Origin of the sequence: Actinomyces sp. ICM39 (genome assembly GCF_000282935.1) — a bacterium.
In the GTDB taxonomy this organism is placed as follows: Bacteria; Actinomycetota; Actinomycetes; order Actinomycetales; family Actinomycetaceae; genus Pauljensenia; species Pauljensenia odontolytica_B.
The window spans coordinates 12,413-31,015 of sequence record NZ_ALCB01000007.1; the positions used below are offsets into that span (position 1 = coordinate 12,413).

17 protein-coding genes are annotated in these 18,603 nt (G+C 62.9%); 10 read left to right on the forward strand and 7 right to left on the reverse strand.

The window, feature by feature from the left end:
- Positions 1–4: 4 nt before the first annotated feature.
- Positions 5–1,465 carry a sensor histidine kinase gene (locus HMPREF1137_RS00190; protein WP_007587458.1) on the reverse strand — a complete coding sequence of 487 codons (1,461 nt, stop codon included), beginning with the start codon at positions 1,463–1,465 and terminating at the stop codon, positions 5–7.
- 97 nt (positions 1,466–1,562) lie between these two features.
- Here HMPREF1137_RS00190 and HMPREF1137_RS00195 point away from each other — a divergent pair, with 97 nt between their 5' ends.
- The 6 genes from HMPREF1137_RS00195 to fumC all read left to right on the forward strand — a co-directional run bounded on the left by HMPREF1137_RS00195 (position 1,563) and on the right by fumC (position 6,799).
- Entirely contained in the window at positions 1,563–2,045 is a 483-nt protein-coding gene (locus tag HMPREF1137_RS00195) for a DUF2505 domain-containing protein (protein WP_007587467.1), read from the forward strand.
- Between the two features lie 85 nt (positions 2,046–2,130).
- Entirely contained in the window at positions 2,131–2,556 is a 426-nt protein-coding gene (locus tag HMPREF1137_RS00200; RefSeq protein WP_007587447.1) for an OsmC family protein, read from the forward strand.
- A 1-nt stretch (position 2,557) separates the two neighbouring features.
- The gene (locus HMPREF1137_RS00205; protein WP_007587466.1) at positions 2,558–3,361 is read left to right on the forward strand and encodes a thymidylate synthase; all 804 of its coding nucleotides are present in this window, start codon (positions 2,558–2,560) and stop codon (positions 3,359–3,361) included.
- A complete protein-coding gene (locus tag HMPREF1137_RS00210) occupies positions 3,358–3,891 on the forward strand; it encodes a dihydrofolate reductase (protein WP_007587454.1) in 534 nt (177 codons plus the stop codon). The genes HMPREF1137_RS00205 and HMPREF1137_RS00210 overlap by 4 nt, the downstream gene beginning before the upstream one ends.
- Positions 3,892–3,966: 75 nt before the next feature.
- On the forward strand, positions 3,967–5,301 hold the full coding sequence (locus HMPREF1137_RS00215; RefSeq protein ID WP_007587449.1) for an MFS transporter: 1,335 nt from the start codon (positions 3,967–3,969) through the stop codon (positions 5,299–5,301).
- Positions 5,302–5,389: 88 nt separating this feature from the next.
- Positions 5,390–6,799 carry a class II fumarate hydratase gene (gene fumC, locus HMPREF1137_RS00220; protein ID WP_007587478.1) on the forward strand — a complete coding sequence of 470 codons (1,410 nt, stop codon included), beginning with the start codon at positions 5,390–5,392 and terminating at the stop codon, positions 6,797–6,799.
- 382 nt (positions 6,800–7,181) lie between these two features.
- Here the strand turns inward: fumC and HMPREF1137_RS00225 are convergent, their stop codons facing one another.
- A complete protein-coding gene (locus HMPREF1137_RS00225; RefSeq protein WP_007587485.1) occupies positions 7,182–7,982 on the reverse strand; it encodes a sulfite exporter TauE/SafE family protein in 801 nt (266 codons plus the stop codon).
- A gap of 130 nt (positions 7,983–8,112) precedes the next feature.
- Between HMPREF1137_RS00225 and HMPREF1137_RS00230 the strand changes: the two genes are divergently transcribed.
- On the forward strand, positions 8,113–8,664 hold the full coding sequence (locus HMPREF1137_RS00230; RefSeq protein ID WP_007587472.1) for an NAD(P)H-dependent oxidoreductase: 552 nt from the start codon (positions 8,113–8,115) through the stop codon (positions 8,662–8,664).
- A 182-nt stretch (positions 8,665–8,846) separates the two neighbouring features.
- On the forward strand, positions 8,847–9,431 hold the full coding sequence (locus HMPREF1137_RS10205; protein ID WP_007587451.1) for a hypothetical protein: 585 nt from the start codon (positions 8,847–8,849) through the stop codon (positions 9,429–9,431).
- Between the two features lie 98 nt (positions 9,432–9,529).
- Here HMPREF1137_RS10205 and HMPREF1137_RS00240 read toward each other — a convergent pair whose 3' ends face one another.
- Complete coding sequence (locus HMPREF1137_RS00240; RefSeq protein WP_007587464.1) at positions 9,530–9,850, reverse strand: TfoX/Sxy family protein; 321 nt, start codon at positions 9,848–9,850, stop codon at positions 9,530–9,532.
- Between the two features lie 237 nt (positions 9,851–10,087).
- Here HMPREF1137_RS00240 and HMPREF1137_RS00245 point away from each other — a divergent pair, with 237 nt between their 5' ends.
- Positions 10,088–10,642, forward strand: coding sequence for a hypothetical protein (locus HMPREF1137_RS00245; protein ID WP_034495965.1), 555 nt, complete (start codon positions 10,088–10,090; stop codon positions 10,640–10,642).
- 96 nt (positions 10,643–10,738) lie between these two features.
- On the opposite strand, the gene HMPREF1137_RS00250 is transcribed toward HMPREF1137_RS00245, so the two are convergent.
- Positions 10,739–13,792, reverse strand: coding sequence for a type I restriction endonuclease subunit R (locus tag HMPREF1137_RS00250; protein ID WP_007587456.1), 3,054 nt, complete (start codon positions 13,790–13,792; stop codon positions 10,739–10,741).
- 132 nt (positions 13,793–13,924) lie between these two features.
- The gene (locus HMPREF1137_RS09810; protein WP_081493480.1) at positions 13,925–14,986 is read right to left on the reverse strand and encodes a RelA/SpoT domain-containing protein; all 1,062 of its coding nucleotides are present in this window, start codon (positions 14,984–14,986) and stop codon (positions 13,925–13,927) included.
- Between the two features lie 46 nt (positions 14,987–15,032).
- Between HMPREF1137_RS09810 and HMPREF1137_RS00260 the strand changes: the two genes are divergently transcribed.
- Complete coding sequence (locus tag HMPREF1137_RS00260; protein ID WP_007587470.1) at positions 15,033–15,482, forward strand: Panacea domain-containing protein; 450 nt, start codon at positions 15,033–15,035, stop codon at positions 15,480–15,482.
- A 207-nt stretch (positions 15,483–15,689) separates the two neighbouring features.
- Here the strand turns inward: HMPREF1137_RS00260 and HMPREF1137_RS09815 are convergent, their stop codons facing one another.
- Positions 15,690–16,862, reverse strand: a complete 1,173-nt coding sequence (locus HMPREF1137_RS09815; protein WP_007587488.1) for a restriction endonuclease subunit S — start codon at positions 16,860–16,862, stop codon at positions 15,690–15,692.
- Positions 16,859–18,439, reverse strand: a complete 1,581-nt coding sequence (locus tag HMPREF1137_RS00270) for a type I restriction-modification system subunit M (RefSeq protein WP_034495972.1) — start codon at positions 18,437–18,439, stop codon at positions 16,859–16,861. The genes HMPREF1137_RS09815 and HMPREF1137_RS00270 overlap by 4 nt, the downstream gene beginning before the upstream one ends.
- Between the last annotated feature and the right edge of the window lie 164 nt (positions 18,440–18,603).

Below are 18,603 nucleotides of genomic sequence, written 5' to 3' on the forward strand. Positions count from 1 at the left end.
CCCGTCAGGCGGGGTCCAAGTTAGCGTGGAGCGTGACGAGCGTGCCGCCGCCCTCACGCGGCGCCCACTCGATCGAGCCCTTGAGCTCGCCGCGCACCATCTGATGCACGATCTGCGTCCCCAGGCCACTCATCGGCGTGCCCGGCACGAAGCCCACGCCATCGTCGGCCACGGTGACCGTCATGGAGTTTCCCTCACGCACGGCGCGCACCTCGATGAGGCCATCTCGCTCGGCAAGGCCGTGCTCGACGGAGTTGGCGACCAGCTCGTTGAGGACCGTGGCCAAGGCCTGCGCCTGATCGGCCTGAATGGTGCCGAAGCTACCGGTCGTGATGACCTCGACGCTGTGATCCGTGGACGCGATCGCACCGGCCATGCGCACGATCGTGCGCGCGACCTCGTCGAAGTCGACCGACTCATCCACGTTCTGCGACAGCGCGGCGTGCACGGTCGCGATGGCCTGCACGCGGCGCTCGGCTTCCGCGAGCGCGACCTTGACCGCGTCCTCGGAGGAGCGGCGCGACTGGAGGCGCAGCAGGGCGGAGACCGTCTGCAGGTTGTTCTTCACGCGGTGGTGGATCTCGCGAATCGTCGCATCCTTCGTCATGAGCTCCTGCTCGTGGCGGTGAACCTCGGAGACGTCACGCGTGAGGATGACGGCGCCCAGGCGCTTGCGTCCGTTGACGAGGGGCAGGGCGCGCATGCTGACGGTGGACGCGCGCGCGGCGATCTCCACGCGCCAGGAGGCACGGCCCATGACGACGACCGCCATCGATTCTTCGATGAGGGTGCCGTCGCCGATCACCTCGGTGATCTCTTGGGCGAGAACCTTGCCGGTCACGTTCGTTCGGATGCCAAGGCGGCGCAGGCAGGACACAGCGTTGGGGGTCGCGTGCTGGACGCGGCCCTCCGCATCCAGCAAGACGGCACCGTCGAGTACTCGCGGGACGCCGTGGGACGTGACCTGCGGTGTCGAGTCGTAGGGGTATTCGCCGCGGGCCATCATCTGGCACAGGGTGTCAGCCGCTGCCACGGTCCACCCTTCGAAGCCCAGCGACAGACGCGGGCTGGACAGGTTGGCCTCGCGGGTGACGACGGCGATGATGCGCCCGTCGTGGCACACGGGCACGCAGGTTTCCATCATCGAGTAGGTGCCGGCCCATCGCGCGGCGGGTGAGCGCACGACCTCGCCTGACTGCAGGGCGCGGCGCAGGTCGATTTCGCGGGCGGCGGGCAGGTGCAGGCCGATGATGTCGTCTACGTGAACGGTCGTCGAGGTCGCGGGACGACAGTGGGCGGCCGCGATGAAGCGCCCGTCGTCGGCGGGCAGCCACAGAACCAGGTCGGCGGCCGCCAGGTCAGCGAGCACCTGCCAGTCCGCGAGGAGGAGGTGCAGCCAATCGATGTCCTGCTCCGACAACGGCGTCGAAGAGGCTTCTTCAGCTAACTGCATGAGACTACGCATGCATCTACTCTAAAGGGAGAGGGGCCGCTAGGGCGGACCTTAGTTGTAAATGAGCGCCGGGACACGCTTCGGCGCCGCTTGTTTCGTAAGGAGAGCCATGCAGTTCACGCAATCCATTTCTTACCCGGGCGCGGTCGACGAGGTCGTCGCCATGTACCTGACCCCCGCCTACCTGGAGCGACGCTTCGGCCAGTTTGTCGTGGAGGGCTCCCAGGTCGTGTCGGTGGAGGGCGAGCGCGTGTCCTTTGCGGGCACCGTGCGCCCCGAGCTGATCCCGGCGGCGGCCGCGCGCTTTGTCAAGTCCGATCTGCGCATTGCCTTCACCGAGGAGTGGACGACGAACGAGGCCGGGGCGTCCTCGCGCACGTCCGTGACCGTCGACGGCGCCCCTGTGTCCGTCGAGGCCACGTCCACGCTGACGGGCACCGAGACGGGCTGCACCCGCGAGGTGACCGGCAACGTGTCGGTGCGCGTGCCGCTGCTGGGCGGGCGCATCGAGAAGGAGGCTGTGGCGCACCTGGGCCGCGTCGTGGAGCGCGAGCAGGCGCTGGCCACACAGTGGTTGGAGGAGCATCGCTGAGCCCACGCTACGCTCTGCGCGGAACCCCGCCCGCCCCGCGCATGTTGCCGGGCGGGCGGGGTCTTTTCGCGACACAATAGGTGCCATGAGTGATACACCTAAGTCTCTGTACATGCAGCGTACGGGCGTGCGTCAATACGTCGCCCGCAACCAGGACGGCGCCGAAATCCGCATCGGTCACGGCCCCGGCCTCTTCTCCCCCGGCGACCTGCTCAAGCTCGCGCTCGCGGGCTGCAACGCGATGAGTTCAGACGCGCGCATGGCCGCCCGCCTGGGCGACGATTTCGAGCAGTTCGTCGGTGTCTCCGCCGACTACGACCAGGACAACGACCGCTTCACGCACGTGGACGTCGAGCTGGTCCAGGACATGTCCGCACTGTCTGAGGAAGAGATCGAGGATCTGAAGCGTCGCGCCGATGCCGCGATCAAGCGCAACTGCACGATCGAGCACTCGGTCGTCGACCAGGCGCTGTCGGCCTCGCACACGTGGACGAACGAGCGGATCGACTGACGTGAGCGCCGTCGACCGCCAGTACGAGGACCTGCTGGCGCGCATCATGGCCGAGGGCACCCCGAAGGGCGACCGCACGGGCACGGGCACGCGCTCCATGTTCGGCGCGCAGCTGCGCTACGACCTGTCCAAGGGATTCCCGCTGATCACGACCAAGCGCGTGCACCTCAAGTCGGTGGTCGGCGAGCTGCTCTGGTTCCTGTCGGGGTCGTCGAACGTGTCCTGGCTGCGCGACAACGGCATCCGCATCTGGAACGAGTGGGCAGACGAGGACGGCGAGCTGGGCCCGGTATACGGCGTCCAGTGGCGTTCGTGGAACGCCGGGGATGGCCGCCACATCGACCAGATCTCCCAGGTCCTCGAGACGCTGAAGACGAACCCGGATTCGCGCCGCATGGTGGTGTCCGCGTGGAACGTCGGCGACCTGCCGCAGATGGCGCTCGAGCCCTGCCACGCGTTCTTCCAGCTGTACGTGGCCGACGGCCGCCTGTCGCTGCAGCTCTACCAGCGCAGCGCGGACATGTTCCTGGGTGTGCCCTTCAACATCGCGTCCTACTCGCTGCTCACCCACATGTTCGCCCAGCAGGCGGGCCTGGAAGTCGGCGACTTCATTTGGACGGGCGGGGACTGCCACATCTACTCCAACCACACTCAGCAGGTGACCGAGCAGCTGAGCCGCGAGCCGTACCCGTTCCCGCGCCTGGAGCTCGGACACGCTCCCTCGATGTTCGAGTACTCCTTCGATGACATTTCGGTGACGGACTACCAGCATCACCCCACGATCAAGGCTCCGGTCGCGGTATGACGAAGCTGGGAGCGATTTGGGCGCAGGATTGCAACGGGATCATTGGGACGGGCACGGCCATGTCCTGGCATGTTCCCGCTGATTTCCGCCACTTCAAGGAGTCCACGATGAGCTGCCCGATCATCATGGGCCGCCGCTCGTGGGAGGCCCTCGGGCGCGCCCTGCCGGGCCGCACGAACATCGTCATCACCCGCACACCCGGGTACGAGGCCGAGGACGCTCTCGTCGTCTCCTCGGTCGATGAGGCGCTTCAGATCGCGCGCGAGGAGACGGCGCGCACGGACGCCCCCTACATCTGGATCACGGGCGGGGCTCAGCTGTACGCCCAGACCCTTCCCCTCCTGGACGAGGCCGTGGTGACCGACCTGGAGCTGGACGTGGCCGCGAGCGCGCCCGAGGGATCGACCTTCGTGTACGCGCCGCCGCTGGATCCGGCGCTGTGGCGCAGGGACGAAGAGCGCAGCGACACGCAGTGGCGTGAACGCTCCGGGGACGCTCGCTGGAAGGTGAGCACCTGGGTGCAGCGCTAAGCGACGCTCCCCCATTTCGATACCTGTCCGGCAAGGCCCCGCGCATCGCGCGGGGCCTTCGTCGTAGGATGCACTGTGCCCTCATCACCTTTGCTGACGAATCCGACGCTGCGCGCGCTCGTGGCGATCGCGCTGTTTACGTACACGGCGCAGAACATGCTCAACGTGTCGATCGCTCCCCTGTCGCGCGCTCTGAACCTGCCGGAGTGGATCGTGGGCGCGGCCGTGTCCTTGGCGGCCGCCGCGGTGACGGCGCTCAGCCAGTTCTGGGGGCGCCGTTCGATCGCCTGGGGACGCAGGCGCGTCATCCTGTTGGCTCTGTTCTTGGCGCTCACGGCGGGCACGCTCTTCTCGGCGGCCGTGTGGGCGCGAGCGGCCGGCTACATCGGCGCTTTCCTCGCGGCGGGCGCCATCATGGCTGCACGCGGCCCCTTCTTCGGCGCGGCCGTCGCCGCGATCCCGCCAACGGGCCAGGCCCTCGTCGCCGAGGTGACCCCCGACGAGGCCTCGCGCGTGCGCGGCACGTCCGCGTTCTCCGGCGCGATCAACCTGTCCGTCATGATCGGCTCCCTCGTCTCCTCGGCGCTCGGTGCCTGGTGGATTTTTGGCCCCGTGCACGCCACCCCGATCTTCGTCCTCATCGCCCTGGCCATCGCACTCATCTGCCTGCCTCGCGACGGAGGCTCCGCGCGCCCCAGTCGGCGCCTACCCCGCCTGAGCGCTGAGGATACGACCCCCGAGAAAGCGGCCCCGGCCTCGTCGACTGAAGCGGCGAAAAATAACACGAGCGGGACGACAGCCACCGCCGAGCTGCCCCCGCGCGTGCGGTGGACCGACCGGCGCATCGCCCCGTGGATCGCCTCGGTGTTCGGCATCTACTTTGCGAACGGCGTCGTTCAGATCACGATGGGCTTCCTCGTCCAGGACCGCGGCGGACTTGAGCCCGCGCCCGCCGTTTCCGTCACCGCCCTCATGCTGCTGGCCAACGCCGCCGGAGCCATGCTCATGCAGCTGATCGTCGTGCCGCGCCTGGGGTGGAGCCCGCGCACTCTCCTGCGCACGGGCATGACGCTCGCCCTCGTGGCCCTCGCGTGCCTGACGATCGCGCCGTCGCTGTGGGCGCTGGCAGTCTCGACGTTCACGATGGGCGTCGCCTCGGGCATGGCCTCCCCCGGCTACTCGGCGGGCGCGTCCCTGGCGGTGAGCGCGCGCGAGCAGGGCGGCATCGCCGGCGTCATCAACGCGACCGGCGCTATCACGTGGATCGTGGCCCCCGTGAGCGCCACGGCCCTGTACGGCTGGATGCCGCTGTCACCTTTCCTGCTGGCGCTCTCGCTCGTCGCCCTGTCGTGTGCCTGCGCCTGGTGGCTACTACACCACGCTGATCTCGAGGCCCGCGCGCGCGACTAGGACGCGACTAGGACGAGTGCCCCACGCCTCAACGCACGGGCGGCGCTATCCTAGAGGGGTACGTAAGCCCTACGCGAAGGAGCCACCTGTGGCACAAGAAACCCGTACCGAAACCGACTCGATGGGCGCCGTTGAGGTCCCCGCGAACCGCTACTGGGGCGCTCAGACCGAGCGTTCGCTGCACAACTTCGACATTGGACGCAACACCTTCGTGTGGGGCCGCCCGATGGTGCGCGCCCTTGGCATCCTGAAGAAGGCCGCGGCCCTGGCCAACGCCGAGCTGGGCGAGCTGCCCGCCGACATCGCGAACTACATCGCTCAGGCCGGCGACGAGGTCATCTCCGGCAAGCTTGACGACAACTTCCCGCTGGTCGTCTTCCAGACCGGTTCGGGCACGCAGTCGAACATGAACGCCAACGAGGTCATCTCCAACCGCGCCATCGAGATCGCGGGCGGCACCATGGGCACCAAGTCCCCCGTCCACCCCAACGATCACGTGAACCGTGGCCAGTCCTCGAACGACACGTTCCCCACCGCCATGCACATCGCGGTCGTCTCCGAGCTGCACGACATGTACCCGCGCGTGCGCCAGCTGCGTGACACCCTGGACAAGAAGGCCAAGGAGTTCGAGGACGTCATCATGGTGGGCCGCACCCACCTGCAGGACGCCACCCCGATCCGCCTGGGCCAGGTCATCTCCGGCTGGGTTGCTCAGATCGACTTCGCCCTCGATGGCATCGAGTACGCCGACACCCGTGCGCGCGAGCTCGCCATCGGCGGCACCGCCGTGGGCACCGGCCTGAACGCTCACCCGAAGTTCGGCGAGCTCACCGCCAAGAAGATCTCCGAGGAGACCGGCATCGAGTTCACGCAGGCCGACAACCTGTTCGCCGCCCTCGGTGCGCACGACGCGCTGGTGCTGGTCTCGGGCGCGCTGCGCGTCCTGGCCGACGCCCTCATGAAGATCGCGAACGACGTGCGCTGGTACGCCTCCGGCCCGCGTAACGGCATCGGCGAGCTGATCATCCCCGAGAACGAGCCGGGCTCGTCCATCATGCCGGGCAAGGTCAACCCGACCCAGTGCGAGGCCATGACCATGGTCGCCACCCAGGTGTTCGGCAACGACGCGACGGTCGGCTTCGCCGGCTCGCAGGGCAACTTCCAGCTCAACGTCTTCAAGCCCGTCATGGCGTGGAACGTCCTGGAGTCCATCCGCCTGCTGGGCGACGCCTGCGTGTCCTTCGATACGAACTGCGCGTACGGCATCGAGCCCAACTACGAGAAGATCCAGCACAACCTGGACATCAACCTCATGCAGGTGACGGCCCTGAACCGCCACATCGGCTACGACAAGGCCTCGAAGATCGCGAAGAACGCGCATCACAAGGGCCTGTCGCTGCGCGAGTCCGCCCTCGAGCTGGGCTTCCTGACGGCCGAGGAGTTCGACGCGTGGGTCGTTCCCGCCGACATGACGCACCCCAGCGCCGCCGACGAGTGATCCGCTTCAGGCGCGCTAGCGCGGCTTAGCGTTTGGCCCCGGTCTCGTTTCCACGAGGCCGGGGCCCTTTGCGCATGCAGGTATCCGTGCGGCGGGTGGGGGTGCGCTTCATGCACGGGGTCAGCATGTCCCGGCATGACGCCAGGCTTCCTGACGATATTTTCCGCCCTCTCACCAATTTCGCATGCAATTCCCTCTCAACTGTTTTGACTTTTGAAATCAGATCGTTGGAATCATGCGGTTTTCTCGTGGCACCCACGAAGCAGTGGTCGGGAATTGCATGCGAAATTTCTAGGCGACCGCAGTCGCGGCTGGCGTAGAAGATGCCTCCCTGATCAAACGGGAAACTCGCAGGCAAAGCCGCTATTCCGTACGGAATCGTTTAGCCCTGGGCGTGCGCCTTCTTACGCATCTTCAGGATCGTCGAGGCAATGATGGACAGCAGGAAGATGTTGAAGAGGATCGCGCCCACGCTCGGGGACACCCACGTAGCCACGAGGCGCCCGACGGGGGTCGTGGCTGCCGCGGATACGCCGACAATGAGGCCGATGCGCAGGTCGACCATGCGGTGGCGCAGGTTGGTGACAGTGCCGGCTATGCCGGTGGGGATCATGACGAGGAGGGACGTGCCGCGCGCGATGAGGTCTCCCGCGCCGACGGCGAGCTCCATGCCAGGAACGATGACGGATCCGCCACCCACGCCAACCAGGCCGGAGAGGATGCCGGCGCACAGGCCCACCAGGATCATGAGCGCGCACGAGGCCAGTGTCAGCGACACCGTTCCCTCTCGCGTGGGGACGTGCAGGTATTGGGAGACGATGACGAAGACGGTGAAGCCGATGAGGATCCAGGGCAGGGCGGGCGCGGGGAGGCGGCGCAGGAGCCACACACCGATCTGAGAGCCCGCGAGCGCGCCGACGACGAGGAGGGCGGCGCCCGCCCAGGAGACCTCGCCGTGCAGGGCGTAGTTTCCCGAGCCGACGGCGGCGGTGACGATGATGGCGGCGAGCGACGTGGCCGAGGCTCGGCGCTGATCCATGCCCAGGACGGCCATCAGGGCGGGCACGATGACGAGGCCGCCGCCCACTCCAAAGAGCCCGGAGAGGAAGCCAGCGCCCACGCCCGTTGCGATGACGAGGAGGATGCGGTTCATGGTGAGGGGCTGAGAGTCCATGGAGGCCATGCTTCTACTGTAGTCCCGTGTCGTTTTGTGTTCGGGGTCTGGGCTTCACCCCGCGCGAAACGGGTATCCATGCCCTGTTCATGGGCCCGCGGGCGGGCGTAGACTCCTCGCATCAACGAAAGGAAATACGATGTCCAACGTTCTGATTGTGTCGGGACACCCGCGCACCGGCGATGATTCGGTTGCGAATAAGACGATCCTGGAGGAGCTTGCGATCCTGCTTCCTGGCGCCGAGATTGATCATCTCGATGACCTCTATCCGGAGTACACGTTCGACGTTGAGGCGGAGCAGGAAAAGCTTCGCGCCGCGGACGTCATCGTGTTGCAGTATCCGCTGTGGTGGTACGGCTGGCCTGCGTTGCTGCAGAAGTGGATGGAGGACGTGTTTGTGCGCGGTTTCAGCCACGGGTCTTCGGGTACGGCTCTGCGCGGTAAGAAGCTGGTCGTGTCGGTAACGACGGGGGCTTCTCAGGCTTACTACGCGCTAGATTCCGTCGATTTCAACGACTTGCTGACGCCCGCGAAGGCGACGTGTGCGCTGACGGGCATGGAGTTTGCGGGGACCCTTCCCCTGTACGGGGTGTCGTACGCGAATCGCACGGATGAGGCGGCGCGCGCCGACATGGTGGAGCGTTCGCGCGAGCACGCGAAGCGCCTCGCGGAGTTCGTCTCTTCACTCTGAGCTTCTGCTCCCCTGCCATCAGGCGGAACATGCAGCCCGGCCCTGGTCTCGTCCAATACGAGGCCGGGGCCGGGAGCATGATGGATCTGGAGGAGGGAGGATTGCTCGGGCGGTGTAACCATGCAACAGCGGTACTCTGATGCACTTACCTGCACACTTCAGGGCCCCGTTAGGATGGGGGCATGACAGATACGCGTGACCCGCGAGGGATTGGTAGCTTCTTTATCCGGTACCTGGTGCTCCACGCGGTCTTCCTACTCGGGTTCACGCTCTCCTATGTCGTGGAGATCGCCCTGATTTACTTCTTCGGTTTCATAGGCTTCTTCACCTTCCTCCAGGTATTGATAGCCATCCCCCGAAAGTTCCTCGACAAGGCCGGGTCGTGGAAGCCTGTCGCGATCGCGGGCGCCCTCCTCTCCGACGTGGCGGTCCTGTGGTGGCTGGGAGGAATAGTCTCGGGGTTTTTCGTGGACTCCAACTGGGAGCTCGTGGCCATATGGTTGCCTTTCCACTTCGTCGCTGCCTTCTTCGCGTGGGGGCTCCGCGAGATCTTCCACTCGCCGGATCCTCAGCGAACTGCCACACCCAGCGCCCCTGACAGCACCGTTGAGCCTGACGACAGTGAGAACAGCAATTCCGAAGACACAGAGGCAGACACCCCGACGACCACCACCGGGGTTACCGAAGCCGACACCGACACCGACACCGACACCGACACCGACACCGACACCGACACCGACACCGACACCGACACCGACAAGCAGTAGTCCGTTTTTGGGAGCGGCTCAACCGCTCCCCCACCCTCAGGCAGAGCACACACCCCGGCCCCGGCCTCGTCGATGAATGAACGAGGCCGGGGCCGCGTCTACTTCTTGTTCCTCTTCTTCGGTGCAGGTAGCTCCTCCCACATCGCGTCGACGACGTCGCGCAGTACGTCGCGATCCTCCACCTCGACGAGGAGCATCTCCTTCCCTCCCTCGTAAGGGATGGCGTGTGGGGCCTCGGGCAGAAGCCGTTCGGAGGCGGGCGTGACCTTGAGCAGGAAGCGGTCGCCGCGGTAGATGCCGCCGATGACCTTGCCCCGGTAGTAGAGGACGTATCCGCCCATCATCTTGCGGTGCGCCACGTCGTCCAGCTCGCCCAGCAGGTCGAGCACGAAATCCAGGTATTGGTTGCTGGACGACATCGTTCTTCCTCGCTTTCCCGCTCAACAACACACTCATCTGAGCCTGCGCTGCATTGAGCGGCCGTCCTCTATTGTGGCGTGTGAAAAACAGTGTAGGAGCCTTAGATCGAGCCCGCTGACCATGTTCGTTCATTGATAAACGAGGCCGGGGGAGGAAGCAGAGCGGGCTAGTATCGCCGTGACCAAGGGTCATGAGGGGCTGGACCTCGCGCCTGAGGGCCCCGTTAGGATGGGGGCATGATTGATATGCGGGACCCTCGAGGGATTATTACGTTCATCGTCCGGTATCTGATGCTCCAAGTGGGCCTCCTGGTCTTACTCGTACTCTCCTTGTCATCCAGCCTCGTTCTGTTGGCTTTTTTCTGTCTCATGGGCTTCTTCACCTTCTTCCAGGTGTTGGCGTCCATCTCCCGGGATTTTCTCGACTACGCAGGGTTGTGGAAGGCTATCGTGATCGCGGTTACTGTCCTCATCGACGTACCCATCCTGTGGTGGTTCGGACGACTGGCGGCGGGCATTGCCGGCAGCGGGTCCGACTGGTGGCTCGTGACTTCATGGATGCCCTTCCACTTCTTCGCTGCTTTCTGCGCGTGGGGGCTCCGCGAGATCTTCCACTCGCCGGATCCTCAGCGAACTGCCACACCCAGCGCCTCTGACAGTCCCACCGATCCGGCTGAAACCGAAAACCTCAGCGATTCCGAAGACACAGAGGCAGACACCCCTACGACCACCACCGCGGTCACTGAAGCCGACAACGACAACGACAACGACAACGACAACGACAAGCTGTAGTACGTCTTCTCAGGAGCAGCCTCGACCACTCCCCTGCCACCAGCAGAATGCGCAACCCGGCCCCGACCTCGCTTTCACGAGGCCGGGGCCGGTTCGTCAGAGTCCTCCGAGTCCGGAGAATCGTTCGACCCAGGTCCGCAGGGCGTCGAGGACGCGCGAGCGGATGGCTTCGCGGCTGCCACCGCCACCGAAGCGGCGGGCCGGCGGGAGGATCGAGGACAGGCCTGTCCCTTCGTCGGGGACGTAGCCCTCGCGCAGGGAGTCGTACGCGAAGTCCCGCGCGCCCTCTCCGAGGCGTTCGGCCTCGATGATTGCGTCGAGTTCGCTGTCGCGCTTGGCGGCGATGAAGGACTCGAACTCTGTGGGAACGTCCCCGTTGAGGGACACTCGGCGGTAGAACTCTTCGATAAGGTCGCGTTTGCCGCGCAGGGCGGGTGAAGCGGCGAGGGCGCGCGTGATTTCAACGGGGATTTCGCGGTCGTCGCCGTCGCCGCGCTCGCCGCGATGGTGTTCGACGAGCATGAGGATGTAGTCGACGTTGATGTCGACCTGCTTGACGAGCTCCATTTCGAAGACGAGCTCATCCGCGATCGGTTCCTTCTCCACCTTTGAGCGCTCGCGCGCCTCGTGATAGAGGTCCAGGTAGACGCTCCTGTAGTCTTCGAGCTCGCGCGGGGCGATCGTGTCATCACCCTCGAAGTCATCGAAGGACGTGAGGATATTGCGCAGGCGCAGGACCTGCCCCATGAGGTCGATGAAGCGCTTCTGTTCCTTTTCGGATGCGATCGATCCGATGGGCAGGGGGAAGTCGATGCGAAGCTGCTCGATGGTCTCGAGGTAGGTGGACAGGTACTCGCCGTATGGGCGCAGGAGTACCTGACCGCGCGCTTCTTTGTTGCCGAAGAGGGCGATCGCGTCGTTCGTGGCCTCTTCGAGGTTGCGGAAGCAGACGATGTTTCCGAATGTCTTGACGGAGTTGAGGATTCGGTTTGTGCGCGAGAAGGCCTGGATGAGGCCGTGGGCGCGCAGGTTCTTGTCGACCCACAGGGTGTTGAGGGACTTGGAGTCGAAGCCGGTGAGGAACATGTCGACGACGATCACCAGGTCGATGCGTCTTTCGGCAAGAGCCGTTGACAGGCTCGTGTAGTATCCCTCGAATCCCGAGGCATCGGTGCCGAAGCTGGCACCGAACTGCTGGTTGTAGTCGGCGATCGCCTCGTCGAGGAAGGCACGGTCGTCCTGGGAGAGGGCCGAGGGATCCATGGATTCTTCGGAGAGCAGGCCTGTACCCGGCGCCTCGGCGTTGGGCGCGTATGAGTAGATAATTCCGACGCTGAGCCTGCGCGCCTCCGGCAGGTCGGCCTGCTGGCGCTTGAACTCCTGGTAGTAGGCGCGAGCAGCTTTGATGGAGGAGGTGGCGAACAGGGAGTTGAAGCCGTTGACGCGCCGTTCCTTGTACTGGAAGGAGGCATGCCGCTTCGTCTTTTGGTTGAAGTGTTCGAGGATGTAGGAGACCACGGCCGAGATGCGCTGCGGGTTCATGTAGGCGCTGTCAGTATCGATGCCTTCGACGTCGTGGTTGTCGATGCCGTCTCGCACGCGGAACGAGTTGAGGTAGTCGACGCGGAACGGCAGGACGGTCTTGTCCCGGATGGCGTCGACGATCGTGTAGGAGTGCAGCTGGTCGCCGAAGGCCTGCTCGGTCGTCCGTAGGTTTGCTTTGCCGGAGCTGGAGGCATTTTCCGCGAAGATGGGCGTTCCGGTAAAGCCGAAGAGGTGGTAGTTGCGGAAGGCTCGCGTGATGTCGGTGTGCATGTCGCCGAACTGGCTGCGGTGGCATTCATCGAAGACGAGGACGACGTGCCCGGAGTAGATGGCGTGCCCACGGTGGCTCTTGACGAAGGTCGCGAGCTTTTGGATGGTGGTGACGATGATCTGTGTGGATGGGTCGTTGATTTGATTGGCGAGCTGGCGTGTGGACTGGTTGGCGGAGACGGTTCCCTCGGCGAAGGCGTTATATTCGCGGATGGTCTGGTGGTCGAGGTCCTTGCGGTCAACGACGAAGAGGACCTTGTCCACCCCCTCCATGCCTGCGGCGAGCTTCGCGGTCTTGAAGGACGTGAGGGTCTTTCCCGAACCGGTGGTGTGCCAGATGTATCCGCCGGCGGCGACAGTGCCGGTCTGCTTGTTCATGCTGGAGGTTTTGATGCGCTGGAGGATCGCTTCGGTTGCGGCGATCTGGTAGGGGCGCATCACGAGGAGTTCATCGCGGGTGTTGAGCACACAGTAGCGCGTAAGGATGGAGAGGATTGTGCGCTTGGCCAGGAATGTGGCTGCGAAGTCGGTGAGGTCCGGAATCTGATTGTTGGCGGCGTCGGTCCACCACATGGTGAATTCGTAGGATCGCGCGTTGGCGGCGGCCACCTGTCGGCGCGTGCCCTGGTTTTCGGTGATGTGCTGGAGGCGCACGGTGTTGGAGTAGTACTTGGTGCGGGCACCGTTGGAGATGACGAAGATCTGCACGTAGCCGAAGAGTCCGTCGCCGGCAGCGGCGTGGAAGGAGTCGCGCTGGTAGCGGTCGATCTGGTTGAAGGCTTGGCGCAGTTCTTCACCGCGCCGCTTGAGTTCGATGTGGACCAGGGGCAGGCCGTTGACGAGGATGGTGACGTCGTAGCGGTTGGAGCGCGCGCCCGTGTCGATGGCGTACTGGCGGATCACCTGCACCTTGTTGCGGTGAATGTTCGTCTTGTCAATGAGGCTGATGTTCTTGGTGGTGCCGTCGTCGCGGGTGAGGACCTGCACGTGGTCCTCCTGGATGCGGCGGGCTTTGGCGACGACGGGGTTCCCGTCGGAGGAGCGGACGTCAACGATCGAATGACGGTAGAAGTCCTTCCATTCCCGGTCGCTGAAACGGTAGTTATTGAGGGCCTCGAGCTGGACGCGCAGGTTCGCTTCCAGGCCGTCGCGGTCGTGGATGTCCACATATTCGTAGGCTTGGGCGCACAGCTGTTTGATGAGGTCGTCCTCGAGGGCGGCTTCGCTCTGGTAGTCCTGCTCCTGGTCGCGAGTCGGGTGGTAGAGCCCAACGACCGTGAATTCGTCGGAGACGACGACGGGTTCGATGCGGGGGCGAGGTGCGTCGGTGGACACTCGCGTTCCTTTCTCTACGGGTCTCTTTCACGAGGCCGGGGCTGGCACGCAGGAGGCTTCCCTCCCGTCTGGTGGCGTTGATCCGATGCTAACGTCACCCACCGTCATCTGCGTCCAGGCTGCACCGCGGCGTCAGCTGAGAGACAAACCTGAAGCCTGTTCAACATGCCTGATGAAGCCATCGACACCGAGGCTGTAGTTCAGATACGAACTCTTAATGGCTTCTGCACTCTCCGCTTTCACCAAGACAACATTGTCGAACTCTGGTTCAGCAATGGTGACGTCATTTCCGCTGTCTGTCCGAAGCGCTTCCTTCTCGAGGCGTTGATACTCGTCATTTGCAGCTTCAAATTCTGGGAACCCGACGACGTCAAAGAACTGGATTTCACGGCTGAGGCAGAGGAGAAAATACTCGTCTTTTTCATCTGAATCTGTCTGTACGAGAACACCGCTGCGGGCTGCGCGAAGATCGTCGAGCAGATGGGTTGACTTACAGATCGCGCCCACTTCACGTCTCACTACAGCCAGGTCGTCTGTCACATCGGGCACACCAGGCCTCCCCTCTTCATGCGCAAATAGATGGGAACTGAGCATGAGGAATCGGTCTCGCTTTTGTGCTTCTCCTTCTAGCGAAGCACGTACATCGGGGCTCTTGTATTCAAGGCCGTACACTTCACCAACTGCTTCCACCCCTGTTGCCCAAAGGTGCTGGAGACGAGTACGTATCTGCACCTCAATGCGGTACGTAATTCCACCAACAGGCACCTTGTAGATCGCATGGTAGCTCCGGTAACCGCTACGTTGCGGTACCGCTATGTAGTCTTTTGTTTTCCAATGTTCAAGAAGATCGTCAAGGATTTGAGCGGCCTCATATACCTCTCGAACACTTCCCACGATGAGACGGCAGCCGCCGATATCGTCGAGCGCACCCAGCTCGAAGTTACTGTTCCTCCGCTGTAGTTTACGGAGGATCGACGTCATGCGTTTCAGCCGGTACGAGACCACAGCACCGTCAAAGTGTTTGGCACACTGTGTCAGCGCTTCAAAACAACGTGCAGTCGGTTCCAGGTGTTGCACTCGCCAAGCCTGAGCGGTGGCCAGTGATACAGCGTCAAGTTCATCGCTAGCACTCAGGAGCACACCAGCTTTGGTTGCTGCCTTGCGACTGACACGGTCCTGCTGTTTTTCAGCCATATTCGGAGTATAGTGACCCAGAGGCGATCAAGGGGAGGGAGCGAACATGGCACAGACAATCATCGACGTTGCGACCTACATCCTGGAGCGTACTGGCACTGTGACGACGATGAAGCTCCAGAAGCTTGCCTTCTATTCTCAAGCTCAGCACCTCGCTCAGTACGGGTCCTCCCTCTTCCCTGAGGACTTTGAGGCGTGGCGCGGTGGCCCCGTTGCCCCCGAGCTCTATGCACTGCATCGCGGAATGTTCCTGATTCGTCCGGGCGAACTGGTGTCCGGCGACTCGTCTGCTCTCACCGATGCTGAACGCGCTCTCATCGATAGCGTGTGTTCTGCACTGGGCGACATGACAGGTGCCGAGCTGAGCGAACGGACGCACCTTGAATCGCCCTGGCTGAATGCACGCGAGGGACTGGCACCATCCGATCCCTCGAATGCAGTTATCACGCAGGAAGCAATGCGCAGCTACTACCAGGAACATCCTGTCCTTGCTTAATTGCCTAATGCTGCCCCGTTGCTCTGGCGCCGCTATGCCCACTAGGATAATCGCAGGGCAAGGGCTGAAACGGGTACGAAGCAGTTCTCCTGCAGACGACGACCGCGAAACCCGACAAAACAGGGCCTCGTAATAGTCCACTCGTGGACGGCAAGCTGAAGTCACGCCCTCGTGTTCCCCTCGCGCACGCGCGAGGGGAACACGTTTCTATGATGCATCGTCCCCGGAGGCAGCTTTCTCGGGGAAGGACAGCAGACGATCCCTGTAGTGCTCGTACTGGGCACGGCGAGCAGCGATCTCGGCGGGCAGGCCCGACGAAATATCGTTCACGAGGGCGTCGAAGCGGTCCAGCAAGTCGGCAATTCGCCGCTGTTCTTCATAGGAAGGAATAGGTATGCGTATGCTACTCAGTTTCCTTTGAGTCATACTTGGAACTCCCGCAGCCTCATTCATCCGAGATAGTTTCATTTGTTTCATGTAATGAAAGAAGAACTTTGGATGCAGGGCATCGCCGATTTCCGTGTAGAAGATAGTATCAACCGTCCAAAATTGCCCTTCCACAAAGTAAATGTTGTCAAGTGACCCTTTTCGCGGAATTAAGACAGTTGGACCAACCGATAGATAATCAGAAACATAGGTCATCACTCCACCCGACCCATAAACTGGAACATCACCAGCGGATAAAGTCTTATAGTCTCTCCCATTACAGATACGAACAACATCTCCAAGCGCACACCACCTCACTTGACCACGGGCAGCCAGGGATTCATAGGAGAGCAAGTGGGTGCGGTAGTGCTCATACTGGGCCCGTCTTACTTCCAGCTCCGCTTCCAGCTCCGCTTCCAGCGTCGTGAACTGATCCAATATTCTCACGATCTCACGCTGAATTTCCACCGGAGGAACAGGAACTCTGTATTCTCTAATCATTTTCAGATTGAGACCACCACGAGTACCATCCCCAGAGGATACGGCCCGGAGGTTATTATACTGACTCACCAAATAGTGAAATAGAAAATCAGAATCAACATTCGCATCAGAAATAATAGCACAAAGGGATTGGTTCGTACATAACTCGATTCGCGTTCGCGCAACCGTCCCACGAGTCTTCCCTTGCCCGGCGAGCGCAACAACGACTGCACCGGCTGGAATCATTTTCGTACTACAAGAATCAAAACCGCGCTGTGTGATACAGCGATCCGTTGAGCGAATAATTCTCTTATTAACTTCACCGGAACTCATCCATGGGATATTGCCATCCCAGAGCGAAGGATCTTTCGAATTCGGAGTCGCACCTGCCACGCACTGCGCGAAGGAACCAATAGGCTTGTACTCCACCCCATCCGGGCACAGCTCCTCGATCAGCTCGGCGAGGCGGCTCATCGGTCGGCCTCCAGTTCTGCGACGATCGCGTCGATGGAGGCGCGCAGCTCACGCTGACGCTCCACGATGCCGGCGATCCGAGTGTTCAGCTCGACGATGTCCACCTGCTCGCGCGTATCCTCGGGCTCGACATAGGAGGACACCGACAGGTTCCAGTCATTGTCCTTAATGTCGTCGATCGACACCAGGGCGGCCACGTGATCCACCGCCTGACGCTGCGACACCAGGGAGAGGATCCGCTGCTGGTTCTCCGCCGTCAGGCGGTTCTTGTTCCCCTCGCGCACGCACTCGGCGGAGGCATCCACGAAGAGAACACTGTGGTCGGCGCGCGCCTTCTTGAGCACGATGATGCAGGTCGCGATCGTGGTCCCAAAGAACAGGTCCGGCGGCAGCTGGATGACCGCGTGCACGAAGTTGTTCTCCACCAGGTATTTGCGGATCTTCCCCTCGGCGGCACCGCGGTACAGGACACCCGGGAACTCGACGATAGCGGCCGTCCCATCCTCGGCCAGCCAGTGCAGCATGTGCATGGTGAAGGCCAGGTCAGCCTTAGATTTGGGGGCCAGAACGCCCGGCGGCGCGAAGCGCGGATCATTAATGAGAGCGATGTCGTCCTTGCCCACCCACTTGGTCGAATACGGAGGGTTCGAGACGATCGCATCGAAAGGCTGATCGTCCCAGTGGGCCGGTTCCGTCAGAGTATCCCCCAGCGCGATGTCGAAGTTCGAGAAGTTGACGTCGTGCAGGAACATGTTGATGCGGCACAGGTTGTACGTCGTCAGGTTGATCTCCTGGCCGAAATACTGACGGCTGCTCGACGGTCCGAGAAGCTTCGCGAACTTCAGGAGCAGGGACCCCGAGCCAGCGCACGGGTCGTACACGCGCGTCACATCGGAGCGCCCATCCAGGGCGAGGGTCGCGAGGACTTCGGCGACCTCCTGGGGCGTGTAGAACTCACCGCCCGACTTGCCCGCACTCGAGGCATACATGGTCATCAGGTACTCGTAGGCATCACCGAAGGCATCGATCTGCGCAGCACCGTGTTCCAGGGGCAGATCTCCGACAGCATCCATGATCTTGACGAGCTTCGCGTTACGCTGGGCGACGGTGTTCCCGAGCTTCGTGGAGTTCACGTCCACGTCGTCGAAGAGGCCGCGCAGGTCAGACTCGGAGCCGCTGCCCCGCGCCGAGTTTTCAATGAAGCGGAAGGCATAGGAGAGGGTCTCGTTCAGGTTCTCGTCACCGGCAGCCTGGGCGCGCACGTTCCCAAACAAGTCAGAGGGACGAATAAAGAAGCCCTTTTCCTTGACGATGCCTTCACGCGCGGCTTCCGCGTCCTCGTTGCTGAGGGTCGCGTAATCGAAGGCTGCGGCCTCTACAGGGGTTCCCCCTTCGGCGATAATTGCCTCGCGCTCAGAGGCGTTCACGTAGTCCGTCAGATTCTCCGAGATGAAGCGGTAGAACAGGAAGCCCAGGACGTAGCTCTTGAAGTCCCACCCGTCCACGCTGCCGCGCAGGTCGTTGGCGATACGCCAGATCGTCTTATGCAGCTCGGCTCGCTCGATCACTGCCGCCACTATGCCCTCTTTTCTGGGCGAGGAGCTACGACACTCCTCGCTGATCCCTTGCTCGACATTCGCTCGCCACTGCACGCGGGCGATTCATGTGGCCTAGCTTACTGCATAAGCGACCTGCTAAGGGCCGATAACACACCCGATTTCCACCCACTCCGGCCCCGGCC

Bases quoted from the DNA above. Each gene is read 5' to 3' on its own strand.
- HMPREF1137_RS00195 (WP_007587467.1), top strand. From the start codon at position 1,563: ATGCAGTTCACGCAATCCATTTCTTACCCGGGCGCGGTCGACGAGGTC.
- HMPREF1137_RS09810 (WP_081493480.1), bottom strand. From the start codon at position 14,986: ATGGCTGAAAAACAGCAGGACCGTGTCAGTCGCAAGGCAGCAACCAAA.
- HMPREF1137_RS00210 (WP_007587454.1), top strand. From the start codon at position 3,358: ATGACGAAGCTGGGAGCGATTTGGGCGCAGGATTGCAACGGGATCATT.
- HMPREF1137_RS09815 (WP_007587488.1), bottom strand. From the start codon at position 16,862: ATGAGCCGCCTCGCCGAGCTGATCGAGGAGCTGTGCCCGGATGGGGTG.
- HMPREF1137_RS00230 (WP_007587472.1), top strand. From the start codon at position 8,113: ATGTCCAACGTTCTGATTGTGTCGGGACACCCGCGCACCGGCGATGAT.
- HMPREF1137_RS00240 (WP_007587464.1), bottom strand. From the start codon at position 9,850: ATGTCGTCCAGCAACCAATACCTGGATTTCGTGCTCGACCTGCTGGGC.
- HMPREF1137_RS00190 (WP_007587458.1), bottom strand. From the start codon at position 1,465: ATGCGTAGTCTCATGCAGTTAGCTGAAGAAGCCTCTTCGACGCCGTTG.
- HMPREF1137_RS00260 (WP_007587470.1), top strand. From the start codon at position 15,033: ATGGCACAGACAATCATCGACGTTGCGACCTACATCCTGGAGCGTACT.
- HMPREF1137_RS00245 (WP_034495965.1), top strand. From the start codon at position 10,088: ATGATTGATATGCGGGACCCTCGAGGGATTATTACGTTCATCGTCCGG.
- HMPREF1137_RS10205 (WP_007587451.1), top strand. From the start codon at position 8,847: ATGACAGATACGCGTGACCCGCGAGGGATTGGTAGCTTCTTTATCCGG.
- HMPREF1137_RS00200 (WP_007587447.1), top strand. From the start codon at position 2,131: ATGAGTGATACACCTAAGTCTCTGTACATGCAGCGTACGGGCGTGCGT.
- HMPREF1137_RS00225 (WP_007587485.1), bottom strand. From the start codon at position 7,982: ATGGCCTCCATGGACTCTCAGCCCCTCACCATGAACCGCATCCTCCTC.